This window comes from Enterobacter sp. AN-K1 (assembly GCF_020971765.1).
GTDB lineage: Bacteria > Pseudomonadota > Gammaproteobacteria > Enterobacterales > Enterobacteriaceae > Enterobacter > Enterobacter hormaechei_C.
Genome location: NZ_CP087390.1, coordinates 420,019 through 440,984, shown reverse-complemented (window position 1 = coordinate 440,984; position 20,966 = coordinate 420,019). Strand labels below are relative to the sequence as shown.

16 protein-coding genes are annotated in these 20,966 nt (G+C 56.0%); 8 read left to right on the top strand and 8 right to left on the bottom strand.

What is annotated here, in order from left to right; all coding sequences use genetic code 11:
* Position 1: 1 nt before the first annotated feature.
* Both LOC22_RS02225 and LOC22_RS02220 read right to left on the bottom strand, forming a co-directional pair.
* Positions 2-1,303 carry an MFS transporter gene (locus tag LOC22_RS02225; RefSeq protein ID WP_017693129.1) on the bottom strand — a complete coding sequence of 434 codons (1,302 nt, stop codon included), beginning with the start codon at positions 1,301-1,303 and terminating at the stop codon, positions 2-4.
* Between the two features lie 260 nt (positions 1,304-1,563).
* Positions 1,564-2,859, bottom strand: a complete 1,296-nt coding sequence (locus tag LOC22_RS02220; protein WP_172754710.1) for a serine hydrolase domain-containing protein — start codon at positions 2,857-2,859, stop codon at positions 1,564-1,566.
* 95 nt (positions 2,860-2,954) lie between these two features.
* Here LOC22_RS02220 and LOC22_RS02215 point away from each other — a divergent pair, with 95 nt between their 5' ends.
* Positions 2,955-3,860, top strand: a complete 906-nt coding sequence (locus LOC22_RS02215; protein ID WP_172754709.1) for a LysR family transcriptional regulator — start codon at positions 2,955-2,957, stop codon at positions 3,858-3,860.
* On the opposite strand, the gene fumA is transcribed toward LOC22_RS02215, so the two are convergent.
* Both fumA and LOC22_RS02205 read right to left on the bottom strand, forming a co-directional pair.
* A complete protein-coding gene (fumA, locus tag LOC22_RS02210; protein ID WP_045333373.1) occupies positions 3,849-5,498 on the bottom strand; it encodes a class I fumarate hydratase FumA in 1,650 nt (549 codons plus the stop codon). The two genes, LOC22_RS02215 and fumA, sit on opposite strands and share 12 nt — an antisense overlap.
* A 55-nt stretch (positions 5,499-5,553) precedes the next feature.
* Positions 5,554-7,062 carry an anion permease gene (locus LOC22_RS02205; protein WP_230239316.1) on the bottom strand — a complete coding sequence of 503 codons (1,509 nt, stop codon included), beginning with the start codon at positions 7,060-7,062 and terminating at the stop codon, positions 5,554-5,556.
* A gap of 608 nt (positions 7,063-7,670) precedes the next feature.
* Here LOC22_RS02205 and LOC22_RS02200 point away from each other — a divergent pair.
* Entirely contained in the window at positions 7,671-10,451 is a 2,781-nt protein-coding gene (locus tag LOC22_RS02200; RefSeq protein WP_230239315.1) for a flavocytochrome c, read from the top strand.
* Between the two features lie 58 nt (positions 10,452-10,509).
* Complete coding sequence (locus tag LOC22_RS02195) at positions 10,510-11,472, top strand: FAD:protein FMN transferase (protein WP_230239314.1); 963 nt, start codon at positions 10,510-10,512, stop codon at positions 11,470-11,472.
* Here LOC22_RS02195 and dcuR read toward each other — a convergent pair.
* Both dcuR and LOC22_RS02185 read right to left on the bottom strand, forming a co-directional pair.
* The gene (gene dcuR / locus LOC22_RS02190; protein ID WP_003859556.1) at positions 11,453-12,172 is read right to left on the bottom strand and encodes a two-component system response regulator DcuR; all 720 of its coding nucleotides are present in this window, start codon (positions 12,170-12,172) and stop codon (positions 11,453-11,455) included. The two genes, LOC22_RS02195 and dcuR, sit on opposite strands and share 20 nt — an antisense overlap.
* Entirely contained in the window at positions 12,169-13,785 is a 1,617-nt protein-coding gene (locus LOC22_RS02185) for a sensor histidine kinase (protein WP_032619380.1), read from the bottom strand. The genes dcuR and LOC22_RS02185 overlap by 4 nt, the downstream gene beginning before the upstream one ends.
* Positions 13,786-13,938: 153 nt before the next feature.
* On the opposite strand from LOC22_RS02185, the gene LOC22_RS02180 reads away from it, so the two are divergent.
* Positions 13,939-14,802, top strand: coding sequence for an N-acetylmuramic acid 6-phosphate etherase (locus LOC22_RS02180; RefSeq protein WP_047735592.1), 864 nt, complete (start codon positions 13,939-13,941; stop codon positions 14,800-14,802).
* A gap of 55 nt (positions 14,803-14,857) precedes the next feature.
* Here the strand turns inward: LOC22_RS02180 and ompC are convergent, their stop codons facing one another.
* Positions 14,858-16,024, bottom strand: a complete 1,167-nt coding sequence (ompC, locus tag LOC22_RS02175; RefSeq protein WP_023303931.1) for a porin OmpC — start codon at positions 16,022-16,024, stop codon at positions 14,858-14,860.
* A gap of 284 nt (positions 16,025-16,308) precedes the next feature.
* Here ompC and LOC22_RS02170 point away from each other — a divergent pair, with 284 nt between their 5' ends.
* From LOC22_RS02170 to LOC22_RS02160, 3 genes are read left to right on the top strand one after another with little or no spacing between them, the layout of a single operon-like run.
* Positions 16,309-17,010, top strand: a complete 702-nt coding sequence (locus LOC22_RS02170) for a phosphohydrolase (protein ID WP_023303930.1) — start codon at positions 16,309-16,311, stop codon at positions 17,008-17,010.
* Positions 17,011-17,053: 43 nt separating this feature from the next.
* Positions 17,054-18,487, top strand: a complete 1,434-nt coding sequence (locus LOC22_RS02165) for a DNA cytosine methyltransferase (protein WP_110293041.1) — start codon at positions 17,054-17,056, stop codon at positions 18,485-18,487.
* Positions 18,468-18,959: a very short patch repair endonuclease gene (locus tag LOC22_RS02160; protein WP_017693140.1), complete on the top strand. Its 492-nt coding sequence runs from the start codon at positions 18,468-18,470 to the stop codon at positions 18,957-18,959. The genes LOC22_RS02165 and LOC22_RS02160 overlap by 20 nt, the downstream gene beginning before the upstream one ends.
* Here LOC22_RS02160 and yedA read toward each other — a convergent pair.
* Positions 18,931-19,845: a drug/metabolite exporter YedA gene (yedA, locus tag LOC22_RS02155; protein WP_015572432.1), complete on the bottom strand. Its 915-nt coding sequence runs from the start codon at positions 19,843-19,845 to the stop codon at positions 18,931-18,933. The genes LOC22_RS02160 and yedA overlap by 29 nt on opposite strands.
* Before the next feature lie 178 nt (positions 19,846-20,023).
* On the opposite strand from yedA, the gene LOC22_RS02150 reads away from it, so the two are divergent.
* A complete protein-coding gene (locus tag LOC22_RS02150) occupies positions 20,024-20,935 on the top strand; it encodes a DUF808 domain-containing protein (protein ID WP_017383336.1) in 912 nt (303 codons plus the stop codon).
* The last annotated feature ends 31 nt before the right edge of the window (positions 20,936-20,966 follow it).

The following is a 20,966-nucleotide window of genomic DNA, read 5'->3' as shown; positions in this document are numbered from 1 at the left end:
ATCACTCCTTAACGGCAGTTTGCAGGATTAACGTGCGACGACGATAGAGATAAAGCGTTGCCAGCAGGGCGCAAACGGCGGCAAAGCTCATCCAGTAGCCCGGAGAGGCTTTGTCGCCGGTGTACTCAATTAAGGCAGTCGAAATCACCGGCGTGAAACCGCCAAAGACCGCCGTTGCCAGGCTGTAAGCCAGTGAGAAGCCCGCCACGCGCACCTCTGCTGGCATGATCTCCGTCAGGGCCGGGATCATCGCGCCGTTATACAGGCCGTAGAGGAAAGAGAGCCACAGCAGCACGGTCAGCATCATTGAGAAGCTCGGGGCTGCGGCCAGCATCGTCAGTGCCGGATAGCTGGTCGCCAGCGCCAGCAGCGTCATGGCGATCAGCACCGGTTTACGCCCGAAGCGATCCGACAGCGCGCCGCCCACCGGCAGCCAGATGAAGTTGGACACCGCCACCAGCAGCGTGACCAGAAGACTGTCCGACGCGCTAAGCATCAGGACTTTTTTACCGAAGGTCGGCGCGTAAACGGTAATCAGGTAAAACGCGGTGGTGGTCATCGCCACCATCAGCATGCCCGCGACGACTACCGGCCAGTTGGCGAGCAGCGTTGTGAAGACCTGACGCATTGCCAGATGGTGGCGACGGGCGCTGAATTCCTCGGTCTCTTCGAGCTTGCGGCGCAGGAAAAAGATAAACGGCACAATCAGACAGCCAAACAGGAACGGAATACGCCACCCCCATTCGCGAATGGCACTCTCTTCCAGCACCACATTCAGGGCGAAGCCCATCGCCGCCGCGATCATAATGGCGACCTGCTGGCTACCCGACTGCCAGCTGGTGTAGAAACCCTTGCGGCCCGGCGTGGCGATCTCCGCCAGATAAACCGAAACCCCGCCCAGCTCGGCGCCTGCCGAAAAACCCTGCAACAGGCGGCCGGTCAGCACCAGCAGCGGCGCCCACAGGCCAATGCTCTGATAAGAAGGGATCAGCACGATCAGGAAGGTTCCGGCGGCCATAATTGACAGGGTGACGATCAGTCCTTTACGGCGACCCACTTTATCAATGTAAGCCCCCAGCACAATGGCCCCGATCGGACGCATCAGGAAGCCCGCGCCAAAGACGGCGAAGGTCATCATCAGGGACGCAAATTCACTGCTTGCCGGAAAAAAAGTATGGGCGATGTAGGTGGCATAAAAGCCGAACAGAAAGAAGTCGAATTGCTCAAGAAAGTTGCCCGACGTGACGCGGAAAATCGCGCCCGCTTTGGCACGAAGCGTTGCAGGTGAGGTTGAGGAAACCATGATTATCTCCAGTTTTATAGTGACGTTATGCTCGTCTGTTTCTGAAAACTGGATCAGGAAGTGGAAATTAATAAGCGCAAATAGCGCATGGACTGATGCGTGTGGTGCATTAATGACAAAGCGTTGACCAGTATTTACATATTCAACAATAACTTAACATTTCGGTGATCTTTTATTTACTCGATTTCGCTAAGTTGCTGATATATCGGTTTTGTGACATCGCGCAGGTGAGAAGCCAGGCGGGGCCTGGCTTGGGATTATCAGCGCAGCGCGTTCGCAATCGCGCTAAACATCAGCGACGCTTCCAGCGGCTGGGCGCTGAATGACGGCTCTGCCTGCGGCCAGGTGGACCACTGGACGATAACCAGATTTTCTTTCTGATTAACCATGATCATCTGACCAAAAATACCCAGCGCCCACAGGGAATCCTTCAGCGAATTTTCGACTTTCGGCTCCACGTGTGTGGCGGTGGCTGGTACTTCGTTGTTCCACCACTGGTAGCCGTATAACCCCTTCGGATGCGCGTCGGACACCGATCCTTTGGCCTGTGTCCAGGCTGAGGACTGTTTCACCCAGCCCTCGGGGAGGATCTGCTTCCCGTCCGGCAGCGTACCGTTATGCAGGATAAACTCCCCGAAACGCCCCCAGTCTTCCAGCGTGGCGTTGAACCCATGCGCACCCACGTCGTGCTGGCCTTTGCTGTAGGCATGCCACACGCCGTCGCTCGCCATGCCGTACGGCTGCCAGATGGTCTTCTCCAGATACGCCGCGAGCGTCATGCCGGTGGCGCGCTCAAGCACATCGCCTAACAGCCAGGCGCCACCCGAGGAATAGGACCAGTTTTCGCCCGCCGGGTGTTCACGGTGTAACCCCTTCACCATGGTGCGCACGCAGTTGTAGGTGCCCGGCTTCGCTTCGCATTCGGTAAGCCGGGCGAAGTCTGATTTTGGGTTGGTGTAGTCTTCGTTCCACGCCACGCCGGAGGTATGGGTGATGAGCTGTTTCAGCGTCACGCCGTCCCAGGCGGTGCCTTTTAAATCCGGTTCGTATTGGGTGACCAGGTCGTCCAGGGAGTGGATTTTCCCTTCTTTAATTGCGACACCCACCAGCGCGGAGACCACCGATTTGCCCACGGAACGCGACGTCCAGAGCGTGGAGTCGGTATTGCCTTCACCCAGATATTTATAGGCCACTTTGCCATTTTTCAGCACCAGCATGCCGCTGACGTTCTGGCGTTTCAGGTAATCCTGAAGAGTGTAACTCTTACCCTTCACCTGATAGCGGGCATCGGTGAGCGGTTTTTCTGCGGGCAGCAGCGGCGTAGCGTTGCCGTGGCGGAACACGTCCCCCGCGTAGTTGCGGTAGTCATTGCGAAAGCCCACCACGCGATCGGCCTGGCTCCAGGTGAGCATGGTATGTGCGTCCGGGAGTCTGGCGTCGAAAGGCGCCGGACAGGTGGTGAGGTCGGTACCGTTGCAGGCCGCCATAACAGCGGGCGAGAGCAGGCTGCTGACAACCAGCGCCGCGAGCAGCGTGCGGTTTGTTTTGATTTTCATATTTATCTCGTTTGGCTCAGGAAGGACTTCAGTTTAAGAACCTGCGGCCTATAATAAAAAACGCGTTATGGGGGAAAATCCCCCGTAAAAATTGCGTGGAGAATGGCGTGGCATCACTGATCTATTCCTTTGCCCAGCTTGAGGCGTTCACTGCCGTCGCTGAACACGGCAGCCTGATGAAGGCGGCCAGTAAACTCGGCAAAGATCGTACTACCCTGCGGGATCTGATCGATTTCCTTGAGGATGGGCTGGGCTATGCTCTGTTCCTGCGGGAGGGGCGCAGCCTGCGCCTGACGCCGGAGGGGGAGCAGCTTCAGCGGCAGGCGCACCTGCTGATGCGCCAGGTCAAAGCGTTTGAGGCGTTTGCCAGATCGGTACCGGACAGCGCGACGCAGGACATTGCCCTCGCTTACGATCCGTTCACCCCCAGAGCTTTTTTACAGGCGCTGATTGCCACGCTGGCGACGAAAAAGATCCGCCTGAGCCTGACCAGCGCATCGCGCGATGAGGCGGAAGCGATGCTGGCAAACGGTCAGGCCGATCTGGGGATCTGCCAGGCGCGCAACCGCAGCGTGGGCAATGAGATGGAGTGGCGGGCGCTGGGGGCGATCGAAATGGATTTTTACGCCGCAACGGCGCTTTTTGCGGAGGTTGCGTCGCCGGTGTCGCTGCTCGATCTCTCTCTGATTCCACAGGTGATTATGCATCCCGCGTCAGACGAGCCGGTTGCCCGTCGCCTGCAAATTTCAGGGCACACGCTTTTCACTAACGAACTGGAGATGCTGCGCGGCCTGCTGGAACAGGGCTGCGGCTGGGGGTTTTTGCCGACCCATCTTCAGGCAACGCAGTGGAAAAATGTAAAAAGGCTGCCCACCGAAGTGGGCAGCCAGGGGATAAGCCAGACGATGGTCACTATCTGGAAGCCGGGCAGCGACAAGCGCGGGTTGATCAACGATACGCTGTCGCTGCTTCCGGCGTTATGGAAACGTTCAGCGCTGTGAGCACCCTTTGCACTGTTTATTCTGGATCTGCTGGAAGAAGTCGTTGCCTTTGTCATCCACCAGGATAAACGCCGGGAAGTTTTCTACTTCAATTTTCCAGATGGCTTCCATTCCCAGTTCAGGATACGCCACGCACTCCAGGCTCTTGATGCTGTTTTGCGCCAGCACCGCCGCCGGGCCGCCGATGCTGCCGAGGTAAAAGCCGCCGTGCTTATGGCAGGCGTCGGTGACCTGCTGGCTGCGGTTACCTTTGGCCAGCATGATCATGCTCGCACCGTGGGATTGCAGTAAGTCTACGTAGGAGTCCATACGCCCGGCGGTGGTTGGGCCTAAGGAGCCAGACGCGTAACCTTCTGGCGTTTTCGCCGGGCCTGCGTAGTAAATCGGGTGATCTTTAACGTACTGCGGCAGTTCTTCCCCGTTGTCGAGCAGCTCTTTCAGCTTCGCGTGGGCGATATCGCGCGCCACGATGATGGTGCCGCTCAGCGACAGGCGGGTGGATACCGGGTGCGAGGAAAGCTGCGCCAGAATGTCGGGCATCGGCTTGTTCAGATCAATGCTTACCACGTCGCCTTCTCCCTGCTGGCGCAGGGATTCAGGAATGTACTGGCCCGGATTGTGCTCCAGCTTCTCAATCCAGATCCCCTCGCGGTTAATCTTCGCCTTGATGTTGCGGTCAGCGGAGCAGGAGACCCCCATGCCGATCGGGCAGGAGGCGCCGTGGCGCGGCAGACGGATCACGCGAATATCGTGCGCGAAGTATTTCCCGCCGAACTGCGCGCCAAGGCCGAGGTTTTGCGCTTCCTGAAGCAGTTCCTGCTCAAGCTGGACGTCGCGGAACGCCTGGCCGTGCGCATTGCCTTCGGTTGGCAGGCCATCGTAGTAGCGCGCAGAGGCGAGCTTGACGGTTTTCAGCGTGGCTTCCGCTGAGGTGCCGCCGATAACGAAGGCGATATGGTAAGGCGGGCAGGCCGCGGTACCCAGAGTTCGCATCTTCTCAACCAGATAATTTTTCAGCTTCGCCGGGGTGATCAGCGCTTTGGTTTCCTGATACAGATAAGTTTTATTGGCGGAACCGCCGCCTTTCGCCATGCACAGGAATTTATACTCGTCACCATCAACGCTGTAGAGGTCGATCTGCGCGGGCAGGTTGGTGCCGGTGTTCACCTCTTTATACATATCCAGCGCCGCATTCTGCGAGTAGCGCAGGTTGTCTTCAATATAGGTGTTATACACGCCCTGACTCAGCGCCGCTTCGTCACCGCCGCCGGTCCAGACGCGCTGGCCTTTCTTACCCATAATGATTGCCGTACCGGTATCCTGACAGGTGGGCAGCACGCCTTTCGCCGCAATTTCGGAGTTGCGCAGGAATTGCAGGGCAACGTACTTATCGTTCTCGCTGGCTTCCGGGTCGCTCAGAATAGCCGCAACCTGCTTCTGGTGAGAGGTGCGCAGCATAAATGCCGCGTCGTGGAAGGCCTGCTGTGCCAGCAGGGTCAACGCCTCTGGCTCGACTTTCAGGACTTCCTGACCGTCGAACTCGGCAACGGAAACGTGCTCTTTGGTCAGCAGATAGTATTCGGTGTCATCGTGCGCAAGAGGGAAGGGGTTTTGGTAGATAAACGGTTTGTTTGACATAGCGTATTGCTCCACAAAAATAAAACCGCCGGAGGGTTAGCCCGGCGGTCAGGAATCAGAACATCATGGACATCCACGGGTAGCCAATCAGCAGCAGAGCTGCCAGGCAGATGGCGCCGAAGATGGTGCCGAGGCGCCAGTAGTCTTTGGTTGGCAGGTAGCCGCTACCGTAGTAAATCGGGCTTGGACCCGTACCGTAGGGGGTAATGATCCCCATCACGCCCAGCGAGGTCACCATCAGCAGAACGAACACTTCCATATTCATGCCCGGAATGGTGGAGGCGATGGTCAGCATCGCAGGCAGCAGCGCCGTGGTGTGCGCGGTGGTGCTGGCGAACAGGTAGTGCAGCAGGTAGAACGCCAGCAGCAGCACGATGGTGGCGACACCCGGAGAAATACCGCTCATCAGCAGGCCGCCTTCTTTACCCAGCCAGCTGATAAAACCGGTGGAGGAGAGGCCATCCGCCAGCGCCACCAGGGTGGCGAACCAGACGAAGGTATTCCACGCGGCTTTGTTACCGGTGATATCGTTCCACTCCAGCACGCCGGTCCACAGCATCAGGCCAACGATCAGCAGGGCAGCCATGGCCGGTTCAATCCACGCCGCGGCGAAGATCCACATCAGCAGCGCACAGCACACGAACACCAGCAGCAGGATCTCATTGCGCGACAGTTTGCCCAGTTTTTCCAGTTCACGGGTCGCCCACAGCGGTACTTCGTTATTCACTTTTACTTCCGGCGGGTAGAACCAGTAGGCCAGCAGCGGCATGGTCAGGATCAGCAGGATGCCCAGCGGCAGGAAGGCGAGGAACCAGGTCCCCCAGGAGATATCAATTCCGACCGTGCTTTTTACCAGCGCCAGCGCCAGCAGGTTAGGTGCCAAAGCGGAAAGGAACATCGAGCTGGTGATACAGGCCGCGGTGATGGCTACCCACATCAGATACGAACCGATTTTGCGCGCGCTTGGGTCATTGGGTTTTGAACCGTACAGCGGCGGCAGGTTGGCGATGATCGGGTAGATGGTCCCGCCGCTGCGCGCGGTGTTGGACGGAGTGAACGGGGCCAGCAGCAGGTCCGCAAACGTAATGGCGTAACCGAGCGTCAGGCTGCGACGGCCCAGGTACTTCACCAGAATCAGCGCCAGACGGCGGCCGAAGCGGGTTTTGTCGTAGCCTGCGGCGAACATAAAGGCACCGAAAATCAGCCAGACGGTGGAGTTACCAAACCCGCTGACCGCCCATTTAAAGGAGGCGCCCGCCAGCTTGAATTTTGGGTCAGCCAGCTGTTCCGGGCTAAAGAGTACCCACTGGCTGCACAGCGCAATCGCCACGACGCCGGTAAGACCGATCACGGCGCCCGGCAGCGGTTCGAAAATTAAGCCGACGATGACGCCGACAAAGATGGCGAAGTAGTGCCACGCATAAGGCGGCAGCCCTTCCGGAACGGGGACAAACAACAGCAGGACGGCAACAATGACGGGCAAAGCCATCATCAGCAGTCGTTTTGCTGTTCCATTTGATGCCAGATTCGCCGCAGGAGGCGTTACAGCAGTTTTTGTATTCATAGTTTCACGTCTTAAGTTGTCAAAAATTCGTCGCCCGGCGAAAACACAAATTCGATTGAAATATCCTTTTTGCTTTTTTTAGTTATTTAAGGTGCGGATTTGTGTTTTCACTAATAGCGATTTAACGCATTTTGGTTTGCGCTAAATAAAAAATGATGATGTTTTTATATTGCTCTTTTGAATGCCATAACTATTGATCGCGATCAAAAAAACGGAACTGAATGGCTATTTTTATATTTTTTATAATAACCACTCTGAGTAGTGTGGTTATTCGCTAATTTTACGCATTTTATGTATCAAAACTATAACATTTAAATTCTGGTGTTTTTGTTTATCGTTGTTTTATAGGGTTTTTTGCTAGATTTGGTGTATTGGTTTGACCTTTTATAATTTAACTTTTTTTAAATTCTTGTGAACGAGTGAAACATTCCTGCTAACACCAATGTGTTATTAATGTTATCGAAGGGATTAAATAGTTTATTAACTAACGTAATGACTTTAGAAACTAAAAAAAGCTTTATATTACTATCATGACATCGGCAAAAAACACGAAATAAAAAATCATCCCGATAACGAATTCTTAATTTTTAAAGTTTGGAGTTTCTATTATGAGCACTAACGAACGTATTTTAAGCCCCTTCACATTACCGAATGGTACTGAACTGAAAAACCGTTTGTTAATGGCCCCGATGACAACCTGTACCGGTTATTACGATGGCACCGTGACCAGCGAGCTGGTGGAGTACTACCGCGCCCGCGCGGGCAGCATCGGCACCATCATCGTTGAGTGCTGTTTTGTTGACGATCTCGGCCTGGCGTTCCCGGGCGCAATTGGTATTGATAACGACGAGAAAATCGCCGGGCTGGCAAAAATCGCTGACGCCATTAAGTCAAAAGGCTCCAAAGCCCTGCTGCAAATCTACCACGGCGGCCGCATGGTCGACCCAAAACTGATTGGGGGCCGCACGCCGGTTGGCCCAAGCGCCGTTGCCGCGCCGCGTGACGGTGCCGCCACGCCGGTTGCCCTGACCGCGGAAGAGGTAGAAGGCATGATCGGCAAGTTCGGCGAAGCCGTGCGCCGCGCAATTCAGGCCGGGTTCGACGGCGTCGAAATCCACGGGGCGAATACCTATCTGATCCAGCAGTTCTTCTCCCCGAACTCTAACCAGCGCGACGACGAGTGGGGCGGCAGCCGCGAAAACCGCGCGAAATTCCCGCTGGCGGTGCTGGACATTACCCACAAGATGGTGCGCCAGTACGCGGACGACGCGTTTATCATTGGCTACCGTTTCTCTCCGGAAGAGCTTGAAGTCCCGGGCATTCGCTTCGAAGACACCCTGTATCTGCTGGAAAAACTGGCCGCGCGCGGGGTAGATTATCTCCACTTCTCCGTTGGCGCCGCCCTGCGTCCTTCTATCGTCGATACTCAGGACCCGACGCCACTTATCGAAAAATACTGCGCCATGCGCTCTGACACGCTGGCGCAGGTACCGGTGATGGGCGTTGGCGGCGTGGTAAATGCCACGGATGTGAATGAAGCGCTGGATCACGGTTACGACCTGATTGCCGTTGGCCGCGCCACCATCGCCTATCCGGACTGGACCGATCGCATCGCGGCGGGCGAAAGCCTGGAGCTGTTTATGGACAGCACCCGACGCGAAGAACTGAGCATCCCGGAACCGCTGTGGCGCTTCTCGCTGGTGGAAGCGATGATCCGCGACATGAGCATGGGCGAATCGAAATTCAAACCGGGCACCTTTATTGAAAAAGTGCAGGACGATGCTAACGAGCTGGTGATTAACGTCAGCCTCGAAACCGACCGCATCGCCGATATCGAACTGGCCTCCGGCCCGAGTGAAGACGTCGAGTTTGTCACCAGCTTCGAAGAGATCCGTACCCGTATTCTGGATGCCAACACCCCGCACGTGGACGCGATTACGGGCGCGACCAGCCAGAGCGAGGCGGTGAAAAAAGCGGTCTCGAAGGCGATTCTGAAATCCAGCAAAGCGCTGGCGGCAGAAGAGGGCGCTGACCCGAATGAGACTAAAAGCGTGGATGTGGTGGTGGTCGGCAGCGGCGGCGCCGGTCTGGCGGCGGCGATTCAGGCGCATGACGAAGGCGCGAGCGTGCTGATCGTCGAGAAAATGCCCACCATCGGCGGGAACACCATTAAAGCCTCGGCCGGGATGAACGCGGCGGAGACCCGCTTCCAGCGCGTGAAAGGTATTCAGGACAGCAAAGAGCTGTTCTACCAGGAAAGTCTGAAAGGCGGTGGCAACAAGAACGACCCTGAACTGCTGCGTCGCTTTGTCGAGAACGCGCCGCAGGCTATCGAATGGCTGGCCACGCGCGGCATTATGCTGAACGACATTACCACCACCGGCGGGATGAGCATCGACCGTACGCACCGTCCGAAAGACGGTTCCGCAGTGGGCGGGTATCTGATCAGCGGCCTGGTGCGTAACGTCAACAAGCGCAACATCGAGGTGATGCTGGATACCTCCGTGAGCGACATCATTTTCGAAAATGGCGAAGTGACCGGCGTGCGTCTGACCACCGAAGAGAACGAAACCCTCACCGTGGCAACCAAAAGCGTGATTGTGGCAACGGGCGGCTTCAGCGCCAACAGCCAGATGGTGGTGAAATACCGTCCGGATCTGGCAGGGTTCGTTACCACCAACCACAAAGGGGCGACCGGAGGCGGTATCGCGCTGCTGGAGCGTATCGGTGCGGGCACCGTGGATATGGGCGAAATTCAGATCCACCCAACCGTTGAGCAGAAAACGTCGTATCTGATTTCCGAATCCATCCGCGGCGGCGGGGCGATTCTGGTCAATCAACAGGGGAACCGATTCTTTAACGAAATGGAGACCCGCGATAAAGTCTCGGCGTCAATCATCGCGCTGCCGGAGAAATACGCTTATATCGTCTTTGACGAGCATGTTCGCGCCAAAAACAAAGCCGCGGATGAGTACATCGCGAAAGGGTTTGTTACCAGCGCCAGCTCGCCAAAAGCCCTGGCGGAAGCGCTGGGGATGGATCACCATCAGTTCCTGGCAACGCTGGAACGCTACAACGGCTTTGTGGAGAAACAGCACGACGATGATTTCGGTCGCACCACCGCGCTGCGTGCGCCAATCAACGAAGGGCCGTTCTACGCCATTCAGATTGCACCGGGCGTTCACCACACCATGGGCGGCGTGACCATTAACACAGAAACCTGCGTGCTGGACAGCAACCACAACGTATTGCCGGGAGCGTTTGCTGCGGGTGAGGTTGTCGGGGGCATCCATGGCGGTAACCGCATCGGCGGTAACGCGGTGGCAGATATCATTATTTTTGGTACGCTTGCAGGACATCAGGCGGCTATGCGTTCGAAAACACGGTAAGGCTCCTGTTTCCCCGGCGGCGCGGTGCCTGCCGGGGCTACATCTGAGGACTCATGAAATGCCTGATAGCCATCGCGTTTACAGCTACTCCGCCGTTCTGATGGGATCGCCCATCCTCCTGAAACTCTTTTCCCATGACGAAGCGCTTGCCTCTCGCGTGTTTCGCCTGATCAAACGGTACGAAGATTTGCTCACCGTTAACCGAGCGCACTCCCAGGTAATGGACATCAACCATGCGGCCGGTCAGCATCCGGTTGCCGTCAGTCGCCCGGTGTTCGAGCTGATCCGCTGCGCGAAAGCGGCTAGCCTGCTTAAAGACAGCGCCTTTAACCTGGCGATCGGCCCGCTGGTGAAGCGCTGGAAAATTGGCTTTAAGGGGGACGTGGTACCGCCCGCGGACGAGATCGCCGCCTTGCTGGGCATCACGCATCCTGCGGACGTGGTGCTGGATGAAGCCAACAGCAGCGTGTTCCTTACTCGCCAGGGAATGGAGATCGATCTGGGGGCCATTGCTAAAGGCTATATCGCCGACAGGGTGCGGGATTACCTGCATAAAGAGGGCGTTGAACTTGGGCTGATCAACCTTGGCGGCAACGTCCAGACGTTAGGCTCGCCGGAGGGCGGCTGGCGCGTCGGCCTGAAAAAACCGTTCGCCGGTGACGCGCTGATTGGCGCAATGACGGTCGAAAACCGGTCGGTGGTGACGTCAGGCACCTATGAGCGCTACTTCGAGCTGAACGGCAAACGTTATCACCACATACTTGACCCACGCACCGGCTACCCGCTGGATAACGAACTGGACAGCGTGACGATTATTTCGCCAGACTCCCTCGACGGCGATATCTGGACCACGCTGATCTACGGCATGGGCGTGGAAAAGGGCTGCGCCGCGCTGCGTTCGCGCCCCGATATTGAAGCCATCTTTGTCACCAAAACAAAAGAAGTGGTGATCTCCTCGATGCACCACTTCCGTTTTACCCTTCTGGACGACAGCTACCGAATTACTGGCAGTACTGTTTGAGTAGGCCGACCTGTTCCGGCTGCAAACGGTAGCGATATACCGGCCGGCCGGTAGCGCCGTAGTGGATGCTGGTGAACAGGATATTAATTTGCGCCAGCCAGATCAGGTATTTGCGGCAGGAGACGCGGGAAATGTTGACCGCATTCGCCAGATCGTCGGTGGAAAACTCTATCTCCGGATGGCTGTCGATCCACTGGCAAATGGTGCGCAGCGTCTGCGGCGTCAGGCCTTTCGGTAATTTTTTGCTGTCGGCCAGCTCCGGCGCGCCGCCGTGGATCAGCCTGTCGACGTCGGCCTGTTCATAATACTGATGCGATCCCATCAGGCTGCGCTTTGCCTTCCAGCCGTTCAGCGCCTCTTCAAAACGCGGGAACTGGAACGGTTTAATCAGGTAATCCACCACGCCATAGTGCATTGAGGTCTGGATCGTTGCGGCGTCGGAGGCCGACGAGATCATGATGACGTCAATCGGGCGGCCCGAAGCGCGGATGATGGGCAGCAGATCCAGCCCGTTATCCTGCTGCATATAGACATCCAGCAGCACCAGATCGATCGGCTGGCCTGGGTTGGCGATCAACGCCTCGGCCTGGTTGAGCGTGGAAGCGACGCCGCAGCAGCTAAAACCCTCAACGCGGTTAACATACAGACGGTTGAGGTCGGCTACCATGGCGTCATCATCGACAATTAACACATTTATCACGCGATATTCCTCTCGCTATCCCAGGGGATCTGAACAAAAAATTGGGTAAATACGCCAGGCTCCGACTCGACGGTAATATCTCCGCCCAGATTCTGGATCTGCTGACGCGCAAGGAACAGCCCAACGCCGCGGTTTTCACCTTTTGTTGAGTAGCCCTTTGTAAAAATAGCCTCCAGCCGCTCGGGATCAATGCCGGGACCGTCATCGCTGACCTCACCGCTCAGCCAGCCGTTCTGATAGTGCAGCAGCAGGCCAATCTCGCCTTCCGGCTGGCCTTCCATCGCATCCAGGGCATTTTCGATTAAATTGCCCAGCACGGTGATCAGCACCGCAACCTGCTCTTCATTGGCGGTGTCGGGAAGCTGACTCTCCTCCGCCAGCGTCAGGGTCACTCCGGCCTCTTTAGCGCGGTTAATTTTACCCAGCAGGAAGCCCGCAATGACCGGCGATTTAACTTTGCGCTGTATTGCGCCGATATCCGTCTGATAATTCTGCGCGGTCTGGATGATGTACTCCTCCAGCTTATCGTAGCGCTTCATGTGCAGCAGGCCGAGGATCACGTGCAGCTTGTTCATAAACTCATGCGTATGGGAGCGCAGGGCATCAACGTAGCTGACCATGCCATCAATACGCTGCATTAACTGGCTGATTTCGGTCTTATCGCGGAACGTGCTGATCGCCCCGATCACCTGATTCTGGCTTTTCACGGGGACCATGTTGCACAGCAGCAGCCGCCCGTTACAGCCGATCTCCTGATCCTGGCGGGCAATGCCGGTCCTGGATACTTCGCGCAGGCTGGCCAGCAGCGGTTCACTGCTGCTTTCGGAGTGCTGGCCTGAGGTCAGGAGTAATATTTCTCTGGCGGTGTGGTTAATCATCGTCACGCGCCCGTGCATATCCACGGCCATCACGCCTTCGCGCAGGGACTGCAACATGGCCTGGCGCTGCTCAAAGAGAGCTGAGATTTCGTAAGGCTCCAGCCCAAAGAGGATACGTTTCAGAACCCGGACCAGACCCCATATCGCCACTGAGCTCATCAGAACGCTGAATAAGATGGTCCACACGGCGTTGAGCCGCCCGCGGGCAATCTGATCTTCAACTTTATTCAGCGAAATACCCACCACCACCACGCCGATCTGGTCGTGCTGGTCGTCATACACTGGCGTAAAGACGCGCAGCGCTTCCGCGAGCGCGCCGCGGTTAACGGAGACATTCTCTTTCCCTTCCAGGGCGGGCGTCAGATCGTCGCCAATAAAATGCAAACCTAACAGCGCTTCGTTTGGATGGGAATAGCGGATCCCACGCAGGTCGGTGACCACGGTAAACAGCAGGTCGTTGCGCTTCGTCACCGCCTCGGCAATCGGCTGGATGATGCCAGCCTGCGGCGATTCCATCAGGCCACGCTTGATCTCCGGGCTGTCGGCCAGCGTCCGGGCGATACCCAGCGCGGTATCTTTCACGTCATCGCGCGTGGCGCGGGTGATCTGCACAGAGTACAGCGCGAAGACCACCAGCAGCACTGAGCCGATAATCGCGCACACCATCAGCGTAACCAGCGTATTCAGCTTCATAGGGCGCTTGCGCGTCGGGGGGAAGGGCTGCAAATCGCTCATTAACACTCCGCGATGAATAAGAAAGGGCTAATTATCGCTGATGACGGGCGTTTCATAAAGCCATGTAAAGAGAGGCGTTTCGTGAGCCTCCTCTCAGGTGACCTATATAAAACACTTTATAGTGTGAGGGTACTCATAATAAGGAGGCAGTTTATGAGCATTATGCTTACCGGTACGGCCAGGGAAAGACGGCACGCCAGCACCACGAACATCGACAGATTATCGACGCTGGATATGCTTAACGTCATACACCAGGATGACGCGCAAATCTCTTCTGCACTTACCCCTCACTTAAGTATGCTGGCCCGCGTGGTGGATAACGCGGCGGCGACGCTTAGCCACGGCGGACGTCTGGTACTGACCGGCGCGGGCGCGTCCGGACGCGTGGCTGAACAGGCGGCAGAAGCGTTTGCGCCGGGAAAACATCCCGTCATTGTGATGACAGCAGGCGATCACGCCGGTAGCTACGCGCGCGGCGTTGCCGACCTTCAGACGATAGAATTTGGCGAGCATGACATGATGCTGGCGCTGTCCGTCAGCGGCAAAACCCCATGGGTATGGGGCGCGATGCGTCATGCGTGGTCTCTGGGCTCAACGGTTGCGATCATTACGGAGGATGCGCAAAGTGAAGCGGCGCAGCTGGCGAGCATGGTCATTGCCCCCGAACTGGGCGCGGACGTGGTGGCCGGGTATACCAACGCTAAAGCAGGCATTGCGCAAAGCATGATCCTGCATATGATCACCACCGGTCTGGCGGTACGTTCCGGACGGGTGTACAGCAACCTGCGCGTTGATCTGGAGGCAAGCAATACCAGATGGGCCGAACGACAAATTGCCATTGTGATGGAAGCGGGGGGATGTAGCCGGGCGCAGGCGAAGGCCGCGCTGGAAAGCTGCAACCACCAGTGCAAAACGGCGGTACTGATGGTGCTGACGGGGCTGGATGCCTGGAAAGCGCACGAATTGCTGGCGCAGAATAACGGGTTTGTTCGCCTGGCCTTGCAGGAAGCGCCGTAAGATTTCAGCGTCAAATAAAAAAAGCCCGCATCGCGGGCTTTAATATTGATGGGAATTAGAACTGGTAGGTCATGCCTACGCCAACGATGTCATCGGTAGCAATACCGTTGTCATTGTAGAAGGCATCATCTTCGTCCAGCAGGTTGATTTTATAATCAACGTAGGTGGAGAAGTTTTTGTTGAAGCTGTAGGTCATGCCCACGTCGATGTAGTTAACCAGATCCTGGTCTACATAGTCATAGCCATTGCCTGGGTGATAATCGTTACCGCCCAAATCGATGCCTTTAGAATAGACCCACGCCAGGGATGGACGCAGACCGAAGTCAAACTGGTACTGCGCTACGGCTTCAAAGTTCTGTGTTTTGTTGGCGATGCCATCGTTGCCGTACGGAGTCATGTTACGGGTTTCCGCATACATCATGGCCAGGTAGACATCATTAGCATCGTATTTAGCACCGATTGTCCACGCTTCCGCACGTTCACCGCCAGCATATTTGCTGAAGCGGTTATAGGTGCCAGCGCCGTAAGCGACCTGGTCGTTAGTACGGTCAGAGGAAGAATAAGCCGCACCCAGCGTCAGGCCGAAATCGAAGTCATAGGTGGTAGACATACCGAAGCCGTCGCCGTTCTGGAAACGAACATCATCATGGCCGTTTTTGGTGCCTTCCTGATTTTCGTTTGCGTTGCCACCTTCATTATTACCCTGGTATTGCAGCGCAAAGTTCAGGCCGTCGACCAGACCGAAGAAATCGTTATTACGATAGGTCGCCAGACCGTTAGCACGACCGTTCATGAAGTTATCGGTCCAGGTGTAAGAATCTCCACCAAATACCGGCAGCATATCGGTCCAGGCTTCAACGTCATACACGACGCCGTAATTACGGCCGTAATCAAATGAGCCGTAGTCGCCATATTTCAGGCCAGCGAATGCCAGACGGTTGAAAGATTTATCCCCTGCGCCTTCGGTGTCGTTAGCGTAGGTTTTATATTCCCACTGGCCATAACCTGTCAGGTCGTTCGTGATCTGCGTTTCGCCTTTGAAACCCACCTGTACATAGGTTTCATCGCCGTCGTCGCCAGGGTTGTCGGAGAAGGTATGACGCGCATCAACCTTACCGTACAGGTCAACTTTGTTGCCATTCTTGTTATACATTTCCGCCGCATTTACTGCGCCAGCCATTAATAACGCGGGTACAAGAATTGCCAGAACTTTTCTTTTCATTATATATTCCCTTTAAATATAAATTGTCTGAATATATGTAATTACCCTCCGTAACTACATGGCTGATACTATTCTATGGATTATTATTTAGGTTCAAAAATAAATGTAATTAAAGTGGTAAAAATATTACAAAATATTTCTTTTTATCTCTTTATTTTTCATATGAATTAATTCATTGAAAATATAGCGGGTAATTATTATTAAGTATTTCGTAATTCTATTTATAAATGGTTTTAATTCGGGTGTATTATAATTCACTCACTTTTGAGCAACAGGACAGGATGATGGAACTTGCGCAGTGGCAACACCGTTTTGAGCGCTGGCTCGACGAAAATCATTTTACTGATGATACGGCGCACGATATCGCCCATTTTCGCCGCGTCTGGATGACGGCGCAGGGTATTATGGCTGACGAGGATAGCGATCCGCTGGTTGTGCTGACCGCATGCTACTTCCATGACATTGTCAGCCTGCCGAAAAATCACCCGGAACGTAGCCACTCCTCGAGGCTGGCAGCGCGAAAAACGCGCGAGATCCTCAGTCGCGACTTTCCTGATTTTCCGCCGGATCGTTATGCAGCCGTTGAGCATGCTATTGAAGCGCACAGCTTCAGTGCCGGTATCGCGCCGCAAAGCCTGGAGGCCAAAATTGTGCAGGATGCCGACCGGCTGGAGGCGTTAGGCGCTATCGGCCTGGCGCGCGTCTTTGCCGTCTCCGGTGCGCTGGGCGCCGCGCTGTTTGATGCCGACGACCCGTTCGCCGGAACACGAGCGCTGGATGATAAAGCCTTCGCGCTCGACCACTTTCAGACCAAACTCCTGCGCCTGCCTGACACCATGCAAACCGCGCGGGGGCGCGAACTTGCGCGTCACAATGCCGATTTTCTGATCCAGTTTATGGCGAAGCTGAGTGCCGAATTACAGGGCGATTACCTCGGAACCGACAGCCAGATATTGACCCATTTCCGTCGCAGTGTGCGATCCTGAACTGTGGTACTCTGTTTTCTGTCTTTATTGTCCGGTTAAGAGAATGCAGGAAAATCGATCAGTGACTGTGCCCGCGCCTGAGCGGGTTGAGAAATCAACGGCAGCCGTGCAGGCACTCCTGCGTCAGCTGCTGGAAATGTATGATGCTAAAACGCTGGCAAACCAGCTGGTGGCCCATGGCGAGAGCCACTGGAGCCCGGCGATACTCAAGCGGCTGCTGATAAGCGACAGGGCAGGGCATCGCCTGAGCGACGGTGAGTTCCGCTATCTGCAAAATTTGCTGCCGCGTCCGCCTGCTGCGCATCCAAATTATGCCTTTCGCTTTATCGATCTCTTTGCCGGTATCGGCGGCATTCGCCATGGCTTTGAAGCTATTGGCGGGCAGTGTGTATTCACCAGTGAATGGAACAAACATGCCGTCCGTACCTATAAAGCCAACTGGTATTGCGATCCCGACGCGCACCAGTTCAACGCGGATATTCGGGATGTCACGCTGAGCCACAAAACAGGCGTCAGCGATGAAGAGGCCGCCGAACACATTCGCAATACCATTCCGGCGCACGATGTGCTGCTGGCGGGCTTTCCGTGTCAGCCGTTCTCGCTGGCTGGCGTGTCGAAGAAGAACGCGCTGGGACGCGCACACGGCTTTGCCTGCGATACGCAGGGCACACTGTTCTTTGATGTTGCCCGGATCATTGATGCCCGCCGCCCGGCAATTTTTGTGCTGGAGAACGTCAAGAATTTAAAGAGTCATGACGGCGGCAAAACCTTCCGCATTATCATGCAAACGCTGGATGAACTGGGTTATGACGTGGCGGATGCAGAGGACATGGGGCCGGACGATCCGAAAATTATCGACGGCAAACACTTCCTGCCACAGCACCGGGAACGCATCGTGCTGGTGGGCTTCCGCCGCGATCTCAATCTGAAAGGCGATTTTACGCTGCGTGATTTGCCTTCGCTGTATCCGGTGCGCCGCCCGACGGTAGCCGATCTGCTGGAGCCCGCCGTCGATGCGAAATTCATTCTGACCCCGGTGCTGTGGAAATACCTCTATCGCTATGCCAAAAAGCATCAGGCCAAAGGCAATGGCTTTGGGTTTGGCATGGTCAATCCGCTTAATCCTGACAGCGTGACGCGTACGCTGTCGGCGCGCTATTACAAAGATGGCGCGGAAATTCTTATCGATCGCGGCTGGGATAAGGCGCTGGGCGAAAAAGATTTTGACGATCCCCAGAACCAACAGCACCGACCGCGGCGCTTAACGCCGCGCGAGTGCGCCCGCTTAATGGGCTTTGAGACGCCGCAGGGCTACAGTTTTCGCATCCCGGTGTCGGATACCCAGGCCTATCGTCAGTTTGGCAACTCGGTGGTGGTGCCCGCCTTTGCCGCGGTAGCTAAACTGCTGGCCTCACGCATCAGCAAGGCCGTTCAGCTTCGTCAGAGCGAGGCCGTCAATGGCGGACGTTCACAATAAGGCCACGCGCAGTAAAAACATGCGTGCCATCGGCACGCGTGATACCGCGATTGAAAAACGGATCGCGGGCCTCCTGACCGCCGTCGGGTTTGAATTCAGGGTTCAGGATGCCACGCTTGCCGGGCGTCCTGATTTCGTCATCGACGCGTACCAGTGCATCATCTTTACCCACGGCTGTTTCTGGCATCATCACGACTGCTATCTGTTTAAAGTCCCGGCGACACGCACCGACTTCTGGCTGGAGAAGATTGGCAGAAACGTCGAGCGTGATAAACGCGATGTTTCTCAGCTTTACGCTCAGGGCTGGCGGGTGCTGATTGTCTGGGAGTGCGCGCTGCGTGGAAGAATGAAGCTGAATGACGTGGAACTGACGGAGCGGCTGGAAGAGTGGATCTGCGGCGGCGGTCAGGCCGCGCAGATCGATACCCAGGGCATTCATCCGATCACGGTTTCTCCACCTCACACCTCGTGACAATCGGTTTCGCGGGCAGCAAATATTTACCCAGCGTGACCAGTACCACGGCAAAGACAATCACACCCAGCGCCAGCCATTCAATCGTCGACAGCACTTCGCCCGCAAAACCGGTACCCAGCAGCACGGCAACCACCGGGTTAACGTAGGCGTAGCTGGTGGCAACCGCCGGTGAGACGTTGCGAATCAGGTACATATAGGCGTTGATGGCGATAATCGAGCCAAACAGCGCCAGATACCCGACGGCCAGGAAACCTGAAAGGTCTGGCATCGCCGTCAGTTTTTCACCCGTCAACGCGGAGGCCATCAGCAGCACAATGCCCGCCGCGAGCATCTCAATCGCACCTGCCATCATCCCGGAGGGCAGCTCGATGCGTGAACCGTAGACCGAGCCGAAGGCCCAGCTCATGGAGCCGATCATGATCAGAACGGCAGCCCAGGGGTTCCCGCTCAGGTTACCGCCGCTGTTCAGCAGGATGATACCCACAAGCCCAATCGCGATGCCCAGCCATTCGAGCTTACGGGTGCGGATCCCGAAGAGGCGACTAAAGCAGAGCGTAAACAGCGGCACGGTTGCGACGACCACTGCGGCGATGCCCGACGGCACGTTCTGGTGTTCGGCGACGGTTACCGCGCCATTGCCCACCGCCAGCAGCAGCAGGCCAATCAGGGCGGCGTTAAGCAGGGGACGCCGCGGCGGTAGTCTGTGGCCGCGCAGCAATAAAAACGCCATCAGCAGCACGCCGGCCGTAAGGAAACGAATACCGGCCATCATCAGCGGGGGCCAGCTTTCCACGCCTATACGAATGACAAAATAGGTGGACCCCCAGATGATATACAGGGAAAAGAGTGCTCCAATGAGCGGTAATAAATGCCGGAAACGCATAGTCCCTCACGACGAAATAAAAAGTTCGCTCATAGTTAACGCCAAAACTATCAGCCTGGCGAGTGCTTTAATTGTGTTGTTGATGTGAAATTTTTGTTGACGCGAGGTGCCAGTTTCCGGGCGGTGAGTTTTGTTCCATACTATTCACTTAATTAGCAAAAAAAGAAGGAAAGAGATTTTGGCAGGAAGTAGCTTATTAACATTACTGGACGACATCGCCACCTTGCTGGATGACATTTCGGTTATGGGAAAACTGGCGGCGAAAAAGACCGCCGGGGTACTGGGAGATGATTTGTCGCTTAACGCGCAGCAGGTCAGCGGCGTGCGGGCGAACCGTGAGTTGCCGGTGGTGTGGGGCGTTGCGAAAGGGTCCTTTATTAACAAGGTGATCCTCGTTCCGCTGGCGCTGCTGATTAGCGCCTTTATACCCTGGGCCATTACGCCCCTGCTGATGATTGGCGGGGCGTTCCTGTGCTTCGAGGGTGCCGAAAAAGTGTTGCATATGTTCGCTGCACGCAAAGAGAAAGACACCCCGGAAATGCGCCAGCAGCGTCTGGAAGCGCTGGCCGCACAGGATCCAAAAACGTTTGAACGCGATAAGGTCAAAGGCGCGATCCGCACGGACTTCATCCTCTCAGCCGAGATTGTGGCGATTACGCTGGGGATCGTCTCAGATGCCCCTCTGATGAACCAGGTGCTGATCCTGTCCGGCATTGCGATCCTCGTGACGATAGGGGTTTATGGCCTGGTCGGGCTGATCGTCAAGCTGGACGATATCGGCTTCTGGCTGGAAAAAAAATCCAGCGCAATTGCGCGCGGCATTGGGAAAAGCCTGCTGGTGCTGGCGCCGTGGCTGATGAAAACCTTGTCGGTGGTGGGAACCCTGGCGATGTTCCTGGTCGGCGGCGGAATTATCGTGCACGGTGTTGCTTCGCTGCATCACATGATTGAACATTTTGCGTCAGGCCAGGGAGCGGTAGTTGCTGCGATCCTGCCCACACTGCTTAACCTCGTACTGGGCTTTATCGTCGGTCTGATTGTGGTAGCCGTTGTTAAGCTGGTTGAAAAAGTACGCGGGAAATCGCATTAATTATTGCTGACCCCGGATGCAAAAAGACCAT

Excerpts from the sequence above, each read along its gene's own strand:
- LOC22_RS02180 (WP_047735592.1), top strand. The coding sequence starts at position 13,939 with ATGAGCATTATGCTTACCGGTACGGCCAGGGAAAGACGGCACGCCAGC.
- LOC22_RS02185 (WP_032619380.1), bottom strand. The coding sequence starts at position 13,785 with ATGAGCGATTTGCAGCCCTTCCCCCCGACGCGCAAGCGCCCTATGAAG.
- LOC22_RS02170 (WP_023303930.1), top strand. The coding sequence starts at position 16,309 with ATGGAACTTGCGCAGTGGCAACACCGTTTTGAGCGCTGGCTCGACGAA.
- LOC22_RS02160 (WP_017693140.1), top strand. The coding sequence starts at position 18,468 with ATGGCGGACGTTCACAATAAGGCCACGCGCAGTAAAAACATGCGTGCC.
- LOC22_RS02220 (WP_172754710.1), bottom strand. The coding sequence starts at position 2,859 with ATGAAAATCAAAACAAACCGCACGCTGCTCGCGGCGCTGGTTGTCAGC.
- LOC22_RS02205 (WP_230239316.1), bottom strand. The coding sequence starts at position 7,062 with ATGAATACAAAAACTGCTGTAACGCCTCCTGCGGCGAATCTGGCATCA.
- LOC22_RS02165 (WP_110293041.1), top strand. The coding sequence starts at position 17,054 with ATGCAGGAAAATCGATCAGTGACTGTGCCCGCGCCTGAGCGGGTTGAG.
- LOC22_RS02195 (WP_230239314.1), top strand. The coding sequence starts at position 10,510 with ATGCCTGATAGCCATCGCGTTTACAGCTACTCCGCCGTTCTGATGGGA.
- LOC22_RS02200 (WP_230239315.1), top strand. The coding sequence starts at position 7,671 with ATGAGCACTAACGAACGTATTTTAAGCCCCTTCACATTACCGAATGGT.
- ompC (WP_023303931.1), bottom strand. The coding sequence starts at position 16,024 with ATGAAAAGAAAAGTTCTGGCAATTCTTGTACCCGCGTTATTAATGGCT.
- LOC22_RS02225 (WP_017693129.1), bottom strand. The coding sequence starts at position 1,303 with ATGGTTTCCTCAACCTCACCTGCAACGCTTCGTGCCAAAGCGGGCGCG.
- yedA (WP_015572432.1), bottom strand. The coding sequence starts at position 19,845 with ATGCGTTTCCGGCATTTATTACCGCTCATTGGAGCACTCTTTTCCCTG.
- fumA (WP_045333373.1), bottom strand. The coding sequence starts at position 5,498 with ATGTCAAACAAACCGTTTATCTACCAAAACCCCTTCCCTCTTGCGCAC.